Raw genomic sequence first — 12,800 nt, 5'->3', positions numbered from 1 at the left:
ATTGATTTTCTAGGATGTTGTATGTTTAACCCCTCTCCATTTGGGTGGATATCCCAATACTTTGTCGGTTTCTTTTTTGCTTATGGGGTGTATCTACCATTTTGGGCACTATGGTTTTCTGATCAAGGGGTATCTGCAACCGATATCGGCGTATTGGTTGGTATTGGTTTTGCCACGCGTTGTGTCGCCAACTTAGTGATTACCCCTCGAGTTCATAAAGTGGAGCATCTGCTACCGGCCTTACGTTGGTTAAGCCTTGCTGCATTATTGTTTATTGCTTTCCACTTTTTTACTGGAGGTAGTTTTTGGTTAATGGCATTGGCAACCGTGTTGTTTAACCTTTGCTGCGGCCCAGTTGTGCCCTTGTCGGATGCGATGGCTAACTATTACGCAAAACACAATTTGCTGGATTATGGGCGTACTCGTTTATGGGGGTCGGTGGCCTTTATTGCGGGATCAACGGTGGTGGGGTATCTGGTTGCGCTCTATGGTACCAGTATGATTTTGTATACCGCCTTATTTGGAGTATTGGTAGCACTGCTTATTAGTTTGCGTAATCCTAATCCTTTGCCCGTGACCGACTGTGAAGAACATACCGTCAGGCCAAAGTTGACTCAGCTTTTACGTGAGTTACCTGTCATTAGATTTTTATTATTAGTGGCTTTGATTCAGGGAAGTCATGCCGCTTATTACAGCTTTAGTGCTATTCATTGGAAAGAAGCGGGGCATTCTGAGGCGATCATCGGTTATCTATGGAGCTTAGGGGTTGTTGCTGAGGTTCTCGTGTTTGCGCTTAGTAAACGGATGTTTTCGGGTTGGAGCTTACGTACTTTATTTGTGGTCGCTTCCCTCGGGGTGATGGTTCGATGGGGGCTGACGGCTTCGACGACGGTGATTGTGGCATTAGTGGCGATTCAATTACTGCATGGCGTCACATTTGCTATGGCACATATTGCAGCGATTCAATACATTCAGCATGCACCGCAAAATAAAATGGTGGCATTGCAGGCATTATACAATGCGATTCCTCTTGGTGCGGTGATTGCGGCCATGACGACTCTGAGTGGCTGGGGGTATGAACATTGGGGATCTGCTGTTTTCTGGGCGATGGCGTTGATGGGAGTTTTCGCTTTATTTATTAAAGTTGAATTACCGCAAGCAAATGCCAAGCCTATTTCTACTCATAAAGCGGAGCCTGAAGCACAGAATTGATCCTGCTTGATTGAGTTATATGTTGAACCTTTGTTAAATAAAGCCTCTCATTATCGAGAGGCTTTTTTATTGCGGTTGTTATCAACGAAGGATCAAGAATGCAAGGATGGTTAGTGATTCCAGTATCGCTGGTCTATTTGGGGGTACTGTTTTTAATTGCGTGGTACGGTGATAAGCAAACTCGATGGCTGGCTAGGTGGCGGCCTTGGATTTACAGTTTGTCAATTGCGGTCTATTGCACTTCTTGGACTTTTTACGGCACCGTCGGGCAAGCCAGTGAGAACCCTTGGTCTTTTCTACCGATTTATTTCGCACCCATGTTGGTTTTTTTGTTTGGCTGGCGAATTTTAGCGCGTTTAATCTTAATTGCTAAACGAGAGCATATTACTTCTATTGCCGATTTTATTGGTGCTCGTTATGGTAAATCGCAAGGGCTTGCTGTCACGATCACTCTGATTGCCGTGGTGGGTATTTTACCTTATATCGCGCTGCAACTGCGTGGGATCACCATGGGACTCAATATTGTTGCTCCTGATTTGTATTCCGAATTGGGTTATCAAGACAACCACGTTTCTTGGTTTGTGGTGTTGGCTTTGGCGCTATTTACCATGCTGTTTGGTACGCGTCACATTGACAATACAGAGCATCACCGTGGCATGATGATGGCCATCGCCTTTGAGTCGATTGTAAAACTGGTCGCATTTTTAGTGGTCGGGCTGTTTATTGTATTTCTGGCTTTTGGAAATCAAGACATAGATCTCCTAACTCGCGCTCAACAAACCTATCACCCCCCAAACTGGCCAACATTATTTGTTCATACCGTGCTCACGATGTTGGCGATTATCTGTTTACCTCGACAGTTTCATACCATGATTGTAGAAAATGAACGAGCGCAAGATCTGCATACTGCTCGCTGGTTATTTCCTGTGTATCTTCTATTAATGGGGCTTTTTATTTTGCCTATTACTTGGGTGGGCCAAACGTTACTGCCGAATACCCCAGCAGATACCTTAGTGTTAAGTATACCCATGCAGGTTGGGGCGGAGTCTATCGCGCTACTGGCCTTTTTAGGGGGGACATCGGCGGCTTCTGGCATGGTGATCGTTTCGACTATTGCCCTAGCTATAATGGTATCAAATGATTTAGTGATGCCGTTGTTACTGCGTCGTATGCGGCTAACTCACCGAAATCATCGCCATTTTTCGGGCTTGTTGGTCATTATTCGTCGTACCTTAATTTTTTTATTGTTGATGGGAGCGTGGGGGTTTTATCTCGCGTTAGATACGATTCCCTCCCTTTCTGCCATTGGTTTTCTCTCTTTTTCTGCCATCACTCAATTTGCTCCAGCTCTATTGGGAGGGATGTATTGGCGAGAAGGAAACCGTAAAGGGGTTTATGTTGGCCTTGCAGTAGGATTTACCTTGTGGTTGGTCACCTTGATGAGTGCAACTCAGATGTTAGCTGGGGATGCCGACAGTAATATTTTACTCTGGTTAATCACGCCGCCTCAGACACTTATCGATTTAGGTATGAGCCGGGTTGATTGGGGAATGTTACTCAGTGTCAGTTTAAATGCGCTTTGCTACGTGGTGGTTTCTCTTTTTACTCGTTCTAGTTTGAGTGAGCGTTTGCAGTCGGCTTCTTTTATCGGTACGCCTTTGCCTGAAAATGAAAACATGAGCTTGTATCAGAGCCGTGTCACGGTCGCAGAATTAGAAATGTTGGCCTCCCGTTTTGTGGGGCGTCCAAGGGTGAAAAGTGCTTTTGGACAATATTGGCATCAGCAGCAAGAGGCTTTGATGCCAAATCAACAAGCACCAGCGGGGTTGATTCGACATACCGAACGGGTTCTTGCTGGGGTTTTTGGCGCTTCATCAGCAAAGTTAGTCCTCACTTCTGCCCTGCAAGGGCGGAAAATGCAGCTTGAAGAGGTGGCGACCATTGTCGATGAAGCCTCGGAACTGTATGACTTTAGTCGAGGGTTGTTGCAAGGTGCAATTGAACATATCGGACAAGGTATAGCGGTCGTTGATAAGCAGCTTAGGCTAGTGGCATGGAATCAGCGTTATTTAGAGCTGTTTGATTTTCCTGCTGGGCTTATCCAAGTGGGGCGACCGATAGCCGATATTATTCGTCATAATGCGCAGCAGGGGCTTTGTGGCCCTGGTGATCCTGAAGAACATGTGCGTAAACGGGTCTATTATTTAGAGCAAGGATCACGGCACACGTCATCAAGAATGCGATCAGATGGCCGTGTGATTGAAGTTCAAGGAAACCCGATGCCGGGGGGCGGGTTTGTCATGAGTTTTAGTGATATTACGGTGTTTCGTAATGCAGAACGTAGTTTGCAGGAGGCGAACGAGCACTTGGAAGAGCGAGTTTTGGAACGAACGCGTGAGCTAGAAAAACTCAATAAACAACTGGTACTAGCAACGCAACGCTCCGAACGAGAGTCTCAATCGAAATCTCGTTTTTTAGCCGCAGTCAGTCATGATCTCATGCAGCCCTTGAATGCTGCGCGTCTCTTTGCCTCGTCTTTGTCTGAGGTGGCGAAGGAAGAAGAGTCTAAGCGGCTTGCTCATCATATTGAAAGTGCATTAAGTGCCGCTGAGGATTTGATTGGTGATTTATTGGATATTTCTCGTTTGGAGTCGGGCAAATTAGATATTCACCCGCAAAGTCTAGCGATTAAAGATGTATTAACGAATTTGGATGCAGAATTTAGTGCGTTAGCGAAGCAGCAAAATATCCAATTTCATATGGTGCCTTCATCACTGTATGTCCGTTCCGATCCAAAATTGTTGCGTCGAGTCGTACAGAATTTTTTAACCAATGCGTTTCGCTATACGCCAAAAGGCAGAGTGGTGCTCGGCGTGAGGCGCTGGCAAGGAAGAGTTCGTATTGATGTTTGGGACAACGGTATCGGGATTGAAGAAGATAAACAGCAAGAAATTTTTGAAGAATTCAATCGTGGCGGACAAGTTCGCTCCGATCAAGGGTTAGGGTTGGGATTGGCGATATCAAAAGGGATCGCCCAAGCATTGGGTCATGAAATTTCCATGCGCTCTTGGCCGGGGAAAGGAAGTGTTTTTTCCATCACCTTAGCGCGGGCGAGTGTAGCGGAGCAGATAACCCCTTCTTCGCTGGGGGGCAGCCCAGTCTCTGAGCTGAGTTATTTACGGGTTTTATGTGTGGATAATGAGGCCGATATTTTGATTGGGATGCGTGATCTGCTTGAGCGCTGGGGCTGTGAGGTAAAAACGTCTACTGATCTGTTATCCAGTTTAAAAGCACTCGATGATCAATGGATTCCAGATGTCATTCTATCAGATTACCGACTCGACAACGGTCGAACAGGATTAGAAGTATTACAGCAATGTCGTTTACGATTAGGAGAGGGGTTTCTCGGTGTGATTATCAGTGCTGATCGTAATCCGGATATTCTGGAGGGAATAGAGTCTAACGGATTCAGTTTTATGGCCAAACCGGTTAAACCACTCAAATTAAGGACTTTGCTTAATCAAGTAGGAGAATAAGCCCTTGGCATAGCAAGGGCTGGATGGGCATTACTTGGTTACAATGGCGAGTGGCCAGCCAATATCCGTTTGTCGGTTGGCCTCCAACTCAAGCTCTGCATGAGTGAGTGGATTATCGACTAACCATTGCTCGTCGAGTGTTAGAGTCAGCTTATCTTCATCCGCACATAAGGTAAATTCCGGCTCTAAAGCGGGGTTTCGTCGATGACTTAACAAAACGGCAAGGCGCAACAAGCGTAAGACACGTTTCCCACTGCTAGCAGACAGCGCATGTTGTTCTGGCAATGAAGACAGTGCATCCCGATAACGACGGGTTAATTCTGCTAAATAGAGTTTCTGAGCACGGGTATAGCCGGGCAAATCTAAATGCTTCAATAGATAGGCGCTGTGCTCTCCACCTTTTTTGAAATCGATTGCCAGACCAATTTCGTGTAACTGAGCGGCAGAACGCAGCAAGATCTCGGCTTGAGGTTCTGGAATCCATTGGTCAGAGCCACATTGTTGGTAAAGACGGCTCGCCAGTGAAGCAACTTGCTCTGCATAATGTTGATCAATTTGATAGCGGCGTTGCACACTGGTAATGGTTCTTGCCCGAATATCATCTTGGCGCAGCTCCTCTACCATTTCGTAGACAAGTCCTTCACGTAATGCCCCACCTGCTAGAGTCATAGCGTCAATTTCTAATGACTCAAAAATAGCGATCAATATGGATAAACCACTGGGAAAAACCAATGCACGCTCAAGGGTTAGCCCTTCGATCTCCAGTTCTTCAAGATGGTCGGATAACATGGCCTGTTTTTGCAAACGCTTGAGTTTCGCTAACGTAATGACTTCATCCATGCCTTGAGCCAGCATGATTTCTTGCAGAGCTTGTACAGTTCCGCTAGCTCCAACACACACATTCCAACCTAACTGGCGATAGGTTGGTAAGATTGGTGCCATCATCTTTTTGGCTGCTTGAATCGCCAGCTCAAAGTTAGTTGCGGTTAACTGTCGATCTTTGAAATGACGTTCTAACCAAGTAACGCAACCCATTTTTAAACTGGTTAGGGCTTTGGTTTCAAATCCTTCACCGATGATCAGTTCTGTACTGGCTCCACCAATATCAACCACCAAACGACGACCCACACCACCGGATGTGTGAGCAACGCCTTTGTATATGGTTGCCGCTTCTTCTTCACCAGAAATGACTTCGATTGGATAGCCTAAAATGGCATTCGCCTTGACTAAGAACTGTTCTGCATTGGTTGCGGTACGTAACGTTGCCGTACCGACAATACGAATATGTTGTGCAGGAATGTCTTGTAGCCGTTCAGCAAATAGGCTCAGGCAATCCCAGCCGCGTTGCATGGCTTCTTGGCTGAGTACATTGTGTTCGTCCAATCCCGCAGCTAAACGTACTTTACGTTTGATTTTTGCCATGGTTTGTACGCTGCCATCAATATGGCGCACAACCAACATATGAAAGCTGTTTGATCCGAGATCGATAGCCGCATACAGCGGTGAAGAAGTGCTTTGGCTCATCGGTGTATTACGAATCCTTTTTTGGGCGTGGTGTACGTGGGCGACGCTGGGGTTTTCTGTTTCCTGAGCGTGAGCCGGTAGTATTCGTTCGACGTTGTTGTGATGATGAACGCAACGTTAATGGCTTAGGCAAGTCTGTCAACAAAGCGCTAGCGTCGTACTCAGACATTGGAATGCTGTGCTCGATGTATTCTTCAATCGCTGGGAGGTTTACGGCATACTCTTCACAAGCAAAACTGATTGAAGAACCACTTTCTCCCGCACGACCTGTGCGTCCGATACGGTGCACATAATCTTCGCTATCGTCTGGCAGATCATAGTTAAACACATGTGTGACGAGTGGAATGTGTAATCCGCGAGCGGCAACGTCAGTGGCAACCAGAATATCCAGCATTCCCTGAGTAAATTGCTCTAAAATACGCTCACGTTTTTTCTGTGGAACATCTCCCGTCAATAGACCGACTCGGTGCCCGTCTGCGGCTAAAGCTCCCCATACTTGTTCACAGCGATATTTTGTGTTGGCAAAAATGATTGCTTTATCAGGCCATTCTTCTTCAATCAGCGTCTGTAACAGGGCCATTTTATGTTCATTAGAAGGGTAGAAAAGCTCTTCTTTGATACGATGTCCCGTCTTTTGCGTTGCTTCTACAACTACATGTTCAGGGTTATGCATATGTTCAAATGCTAATTCTTGGACTCGATAAGAGAGCGTGGCAGAAAAAAGCATGTTGAGACGATCTTTCGGTTCAGGCATACGGCGGAACAAGAAACGGATGTCTTTGATAAAGCCCAGATCAAACATGCGATCGGCTTCATCAAGTACAACCGCTTGAATGTGGTTGAGGTTAAACACTTTTTGCTTATAGAAATCGATAATACGCCCGGTAGTACCAATCAGGACATCGACCCCTTCTTGCAGTTTTGTGAGCTGCTTATCATAACTCTCACCACCGTAAGCCAGCCCAGCTTTAATGCCTGTGCTTGCGATCAATGATTCAGCATCATTGTAAATTTGAATCGCCAACTCACGTGTGGGAGCCATGATAATGGCTCGCGGCTGAGACGGTTTACGTCCTTCAACTTCAGGCGTCGTCAGCAAATGGTTAAAAGTCGCAGTAAGAAACGCAAGGGTTTTACCAGTACCCGTCTGGGCCTGGCCTGCAATGTCTTGGCCGGTGAGCAGGACCGGCAACGCCAAGGCTTGGATAGGGGTGCAAAACTCAAACCCTTTTTTTTCCAATCCTTCAATAACTTGCGGGTGTAACCCGAAGTCGGCGAACTTTTGCTCTGTGATATGTGTCTTTTTCATCGCTATAGAATATCAGCTTACACTTGCAATACGGAAGCAAATACATTCCAATAGAGCATCTATTTACTGGTTAGTATGCAACCAGTTCAGAAAAAACACATTGGAGTGGAAGATGAGTGATAAAATTTTGCAGCTTTCTGATGAAAGTTTTGAAAACGATGTGATCAAAGCTGCAGGCCCTATTCTGGTCGATTTTTGGGCAGAATGGTGTGGTCCTTGCAAAATGATCGCACCTATTCTTGATGAAATCGCAGACGAATACGAAGGCAAACTCACTATCGGTAAGCTAAATATCGACCACAATGCGGGTACACCACCAAAATTTGGTATCCGTGGCATCCCTACACTGCTTTTATTCAAAGATGGTAGTGTGGCGGCGACAAAAGTCGGTGCGTTATCCAAAACTCAACTCAAAGAGTTTCTGGACGCAAATATATAATGCAAATCTATAAAACCGCACACGACGTGCGGTTTTATTTTGCAAAAAACATTTTCTAGACTAGTCTTTTATTTAGTGCTAGTTTATCGCACGTTAATTAAACAAGTGTTCACTTCTTGGTCAATCCTGAGACCAAATCCATCTTAACTAAACAAGTATCCACCACAATGAATCTAACAGAATTGAAGAGCAGACCTGTGTCTGATCTTGTGAAACTTGGTGAGAGCCTAGGCCTTGAAAACCTCGCGCGTCTGCGTAAGCAAGACATCATCTTTGCTATTCTTAAAGCTCACGCTAAAGGCGGAGAAGACATTTTTGGCGACGGGGTCTTGGAAATTCTTCAAGACGGTTTTGGTTTCTTACGCAGCGCAGACAGCTCATATTTAGCTGGCCCTGACGACATCTATGTGTCACCGAGCCAAATTCGTCGATTTAACTTACGAACGGGTGACTCAATTGCTGGGAAAATCCGTCCACCTAAAGAGGGTGAACGTTACTTTGCTCTGCTTAAAGTGAACACAGTTAACGACGACAAGCCTGATAACGCCCGCAATAAAATTCTTTTCGAAAACTTAACGCCTTTGCATGCGAATGAACGCATGGTGATGGAACGTGGTAATGGTTCAACTGAAGACATTACCGCGCGTGTTCTTGATCTTGCTGCTCCAATCGGTAAAGGACAACGTGGTTTGATTGTCGCTCCACCTAAAGCGGGTAAAACCATGTTGCTGCAAAACATCGCACAAAGTATTGCGAGCAACCATCCTGAGTGCGTGTTGATGGTGCTTCTTATCGATGAACGCCCAGAAGAAGTGACTGAAATGCAACGTTTGGTGAAAGGTGAAGTGGTTGCTTCTACCTTTGATGAACCTGCGTCACGTCACGTCCAAGTGGCGGATATGGTCATTGAGAAAGCTAAGCGTTTGGTCGAGCACAAAAAAGATGTGGTCATCTTACTCGATTCAATTACTCGTTTAGCTCGCGCGTACAACACTGTCGTTCCTTCATCCGGTAAAGTATTGACAGGGGGGGTCGATGCTAACGCTTTACATCGTCCTAAACGTTTCTTTGGTGCCGCCCGTAATGTAGAGGAAGGGGGGAGTTTAACCATCATCGCAACGGCATTGGTTGATACTGGCTCTAAAATGGATGAAGTTATCTATGAAGAGTTCAAAGGTACCGGCAACATGGAACTGCACCTTAATCGCAAGATTGCTGAAAAACGTGTTTTCCCTGCGATTGACTTTAACCGCTCTGGTACTCGTCGTGAAGAGTTATTGACTAAACCCGATGAACTGCAAAAAATGTGGATTCTGCGTAAGATCGTTCACCCGATGGGAGAAACGGATGCCATGGAATTCCTCATTGATAAATTGGCAATGACTAAAACCAACGATGAGTTTTTTGATGCGATGCGTCGCCAATAAACCTCATTTTTGATGAAAAAAGCGTCATGATTTATCGTGACGCTTTTTTATTTGGCTAAAAATGGGTAAATAGCGAAGGTTCTTGCTTTTTGTTATACTATTCTCAGTATGGATGACGACAAGAAAACCTATGAATTTTAAGGATTTACGCGATTTTCTCAGCTACCTTGAGCAGAATGGTCAGTTAAAGCGAATTACTCACCCGGTTGACCCTCATTATGAAATGACCGAGATCAGTGATCGAACCTTACGTGCGGGAGGCCCTGCATTATTATTTGAATATCCAATTGGGTACGATATTCCTGTTTTAACCAACTTGTTTGGTACGCCTGAACGAGTAGCGATGGGAATGGGGAGGAGAAAGGTTCAGGATTTACGAGAGGTTGGTAAACTTTTAGCCTATCTTAAAGAGCCAGAACCTCCCCGTGGTTTTAAAGAAGCATTAGAAAAATTGCCTGTTTTTCGACAAGTACTCAATATGCCGGTCAAACGTTTACGCAAAGCGGCTTGTCAACAAGTCGTTTGGCAAGGGGATGAGGTTGATCTCGATAAGATTCCAGTGATGAGCTGTTGGCCTGATGATGTGGCTCCGCTTTTCACTTGGGGGTTAACCATTACTCGTGGCCCTAATAAGAAGCGCCAAAACTTAGGCATCTACCGTCAGCAAAAAATCAGCAAAAATAAAATTATCATGCGTTGGCTCGCTCATCGTGGGGGCGCATTAGATTTTCGTGACTGGATGGAAACTCATCCGGGAGAGCCTTTTCCTGTTTCGGTTGCTTTTGGGGCCGATCCTGCCACCATTCTTGGGGCTGTTACGCCTGTTCCTGATACGTTATCTGAATACGCATTTGCAGGTTTGTTGCGGGGCAGTAAAACGGAAGTAGTGAAATCCATTAGTAATGATCTAGAAGTTCCAGCGAGTGCAGAAATTGTGCTAGAAGGTTATATCGACCCTGCGGAATTTGCAGATGAAGGGCCTTATGGCGATCACACTGGGTATTATAACGAAGTTGAGCGTCATCATGTATTTACAGTAACTCATGTTACGATGCGTGAGCAACCTCTCTACCATAGTACCTACACAGGGCGACCACCTGATGAACCTGCTGTTCTTGGAGTGGCACTCAATGAAGTGTTTGTGCCTATATTACAAAAACAGTTTCCTGAAATTACGGATTTTTATCTTCCTCCAGAAGGATGTTCCTACCGTGTGGCGGTGGTGACGATGAAAAAGCAATATCCGGGTCATGCTAAGCGAGTCATGATGGGAGTGTGGTCTTTCTTGCGTCAATTTATGTACACAAAATTTGTGATCGTGTGTGATGATTCTGTTGATGCTCGAAATTGGACTTCGGTTACTCAAGCGATGTGTGAACAGATGGAACCGATTAGAGATACCTTGATCATAGAAAATACACCCATCGATTCTTTGGATTTTGCTTCCCCAGTTGCTGGGCTAGGCTCAAAGATGGGGATGGATGCCACGGTTAAATGGCCTGTTGAAACGCAAGTTGAGATAGATAAAACTACAACGATGTTTAACGAAGTGACAGAGGGGGATATCCGTAACTTTAAAAGTCAGTATCCTCAAGTGTTAGATATCTATTTACCGCCAAGCGCTAACCAACAATTAGCGATTGTATCGATGAATAAAACACGGGCGGGAGAATCAAAGCACATCTTAGAAGCCGCTTGGTTGTTTCTATCGCAGTTTTCTACCAATAAATTCATAATTCTTTGCGATGAAGATGTCAACGTGCGTGATTGGAATGACGTGATTTGGGCGATAAGTACGCGTATGGATCCCGCTCGAGATACGTTGCAAGTTTCTCAAGGGATGGCAGCCTCATCCACGCTTGGCTTTGATGCGACCAATAAATTCCGAGGAGAAGTCATGCGAGATTGGGGGACGCCAATCAAGAAAGACCCTAAATTAGTTGAGAAAATTGATCAACTATGGAGCAAACTCGGCATTATATAATTGGTAGCGCTTTGGTTTGGCGCTGTCTAAACAATGAAAACGAAGCTTGTATTCATCACTAAGCAAATGTTCTCAGAGAAAGAGCAAGCTTATGAGGTTTCCACCTTTGTTTTTTAAAAGCACGTGAGTGCTTGTGTTATGGAAAGAAGAAGGAAGTCCATGATTATTGAATGTAAAGTAAAGTCTATTCAGCCTTTAGCTAGTCATACCTATCAAATTCTGCTTCAGCCAGATCGCCCCATTTCTTTTAATGCGGGGCAGTATTTAATGGTGATGATGGGAGAAAATGATAAACGTCCATTTTCTATTGCAAGCAGCCCATGCAGACATGAGGGAGAGTTGGAGCTACATATTGGTGCTGCCGAGCATAATGCTTATGCGCAGGAAGTGGTTCATTCTATGCAACAGGCCTTAGAAGATGGAAGGCAAATTCTAATTGATGCCCCACATGGTAATGCTGACTATAAAGAAAATTCCTTAAATCCACTATTATTGATCGCTGGGGGGACAGGGTTTAGTTATGTCCGTTCTATATTGGATCACTGCATTGCCAAGAATAAAATGATACCTATTTATGTCTACTGGGGGGCTCGTGATGAGAGTCAGCTGTATGCACGAATAGAGCTAGAAGCTCTGGCTGATAAGTATAAAAATATCCACTTTATCCCTGTTGTTGAACAGGCAAGCTCCGGTTGGCAGGGAAAAGTGGGAAATGTTTTACAAGCTATTGATCAAGATTTTAAATCATTAGCTGACTTTGATATTTATATTGCCGGCCGTTTCGACATGGCGGGGGCAGCAAGAGAGCAATTTACTCAGTATAAAGAAGCCTCTCGTGAACGAATGTTTTCTGATGCTTATGCATTTATTTAAGATTCCACCTCAACCGGAACAGGATAAAAGTAATACTTTTATCCTGTTCCGGTTGTTATTTAATCAAAACTATACTTTTTTGAAATTTTATCAAAAATACCTTGCACCATTTCATTTCATCTCTATAATGCGCCCTCACTGACACGGCAGATGCCGCAAGGCTTCAGGTAGTGTTAGGAGAGGAAAAGCTTCTAAAAAAGAAAATTTGAAAAAGTGTTTGACACGCTCAGTTATCTCGCTAGAATGCACCTCCGCTTCGAAGCTCTCATGAGTCTGGGAAGCACCGCTCTTTAACAATTTAAACCAATCAATCTGTGTGGGCACTCGTTGATGATAATCAAAAAGATTTATCGATGAACTGAGTGACCAATCAGAATCAAGTTTACTTGATTTTGGCACAGTCAATTCATTATCGTTCTGTTGGAACGATAATAGCTTTAATTTACTAAGGTAAGTTGAAGTCAGTATTCATTGAGCCGGTCGCAAGACCAAAAAA

The 12,800-nt window shown here is 44.7% G+C and carries 8 protein-coding genes; 6 read left to right on the top strand and 2 right to left on the bottom strand.

The annotated features are described in order from the left end of the window. The first annotated feature begins 21 nt into the window (after positions 1 to 21). Together B5D54_RS12450 and B5D54_RS12445 are read left to right on the top strand one after the other, a co-directional pair. Positions 22 to 1,212 (top strand): 3-phenylpropionate MFS transporter, encoded by a 1,191-nt coding sequence (locus B5D54_RS12450; RefSeq protein ID WP_078926885.1) that lies wholly within the window; start codon positions 22 to 24, stop codon positions 1,210 to 1,212. Positions 1,213 to 1,310: 98 nt separating this feature from the next. Next, the gene (locus B5D54_RS12445; RefSeq protein WP_078926883.1) at positions 1,311 to 4,748 is read left to right on the top strand and encodes a hybrid sensor histidine kinase/response regulator; all 3,438 of its coding nucleotides are present in this window, start codon (positions 1,311 to 1,313) and stop codon (positions 4,746 to 4,748) included. Positions 4,749 to 4,778: 30 nt separating this feature from the next. Here B5D54_RS12445 and gppA read toward each other — a convergent pair whose 3' ends face one another. After that, positions 4,779 to 6,272, bottom strand: coding sequence for a guanosine-5'-triphosphate,3'-diphosphate diphosphatase (gene gppA, locus B5D54_RS12440; RefSeq protein WP_078926882.1), 1,494 nt, complete (start codon positions 6,270 to 6,272; stop codon positions 4,779 to 4,781). A gap of 7 nt (positions 6,273 to 6,279) precedes the next feature. Then, entirely contained in the window at positions 6,280 to 7,581 is a 1,302-nt protein-coding gene (gene rhlB / locus B5D54_RS12435; RefSeq protein ID WP_078926881.1) for an ATP-dependent RNA helicase RhlB, read from the bottom strand. 112 nt (positions 7,582 to 7,693) lie between these two features. Between rhlB and trxA the strand changes: the two genes are divergently transcribed. The 4 genes from trxA to fre all read left to right on the top strand — a co-directional run bounded on the left by trxA (position 7,694) and on the right by fre (position 12,304). Next, a complete protein-coding gene (trxA, locus tag B5D54_RS12430; RefSeq protein ID WP_078926879.1) occupies positions 7,694 to 8,020 on the top strand; it encodes a thioredoxin TrxA in 327 nt (108 codons plus the stop codon). A gap of 167 nt (positions 8,021 to 8,187) precedes the next feature. Continuing rightward, complete coding sequence (gene rho / locus B5D54_RS12425; protein ID WP_078926878.1) at positions 8,188 to 9,447, top strand: transcription termination factor Rho; 1,260 nt, start codon at positions 8,188 to 8,190, stop codon at positions 9,445 to 9,447. 130 nt (positions 9,448 to 9,577) lie between these two features. Continuing rightward, positions 9,578 to 11,431 carry a 4-hydroxy-3-polyprenylbenzoate decarboxylase gene (ubiD, locus tag B5D54_RS12420; RefSeq protein ID WP_078926876.1) on the top strand — a complete coding sequence of 618 codons (1,854 nt, stop codon included), beginning with the start codon at positions 9,578 to 9,580 and terminating at the stop codon, positions 11,429 to 11,431. Between the two features lie 159 nt (positions 11,432 to 11,590). Beyond that, positions 11,591 to 12,304 (top strand): NAD(P)H-flavin reductase, encoded by a 714-nt coding sequence (gene fre, locus B5D54_RS12415; protein ID WP_078926874.1) that lies wholly within the window; start codon positions 11,591 to 11,593, stop codon positions 12,302 to 12,304. Positions 12,305 to 12,800: the final 496 nt, after the last annotated feature.

The sequence above is a fragment of the Vibrio cincinnatiensis DSM 19608 genome (assembly GCF_900167345.1).
Taxonomy (GTDB): domain Bacteria; phylum Pseudomonadota; class Gammaproteobacteria; order Enterobacterales; family Vibrionaceae; genus Vibrio; species Vibrio cincinnatiensis.
Note: the sequence above shows the minus strand (reverse complement) of the source record. Positions and strands in the feature narration are given on the sequence as shown.

What these genes read in the sequence shown, in the direction of transcription:
- B5D54_RS12450 (WP_078926885.1), top strand. Translation starts at nt 22, where the DNA reads ATGTTTAACCCCTCTCCATTTGGGTGGATATCCCAATACTTTGTCGGT.
- B5D54_RS12445 (WP_078926883.1), top strand. Translation starts at nt 1,311, where the DNA reads ATGCAAGGATGGTTAGTGATTCCAGTATCGCTGGTCTATTTGGGGGTA.
- gppA (WP_078926882.1), bottom strand. Translation starts at nt 6,272, where the DNA reads ATGAGCCAAAGCACTTCTTCACCGCTGTATGCGGCTATCGATCTCGGA.
- rhlB (WP_078926881.1), bottom strand. Translation starts at nt 7,581, where the DNA reads ATGAAAAAGACACATATCACAGAGCAAAAGTTCGCCGACTTCGGGTTA.
- trxA (WP_078926879.1), top strand. Translation starts at nt 7,694, where the DNA reads ATGAGTGATAAAATTTTGCAGCTTTCTGATGAAAGTTTTGAAAACGAT.
- rho (WP_078926878.1), top strand. Translation starts at nt 8,188, where the DNA reads ATGAATCTAACAGAATTGAAGAGCAGACCTGTGTCTGATCTTGTGAAA.
- ubiD (WP_078926876.1), top strand. Translation starts at nt 9,578, where the DNA reads ATGAATTTTAAGGATTTACGCGATTTTCTCAGCTACCTTGAGCAGAAT.
- fre (WP_078926874.1), top strand. Translation starts at nt 11,591, where the DNA reads ATGATTATTGAATGTAAAGTAAAGTCTATTCAGCCTTTAGCTAGTCAT.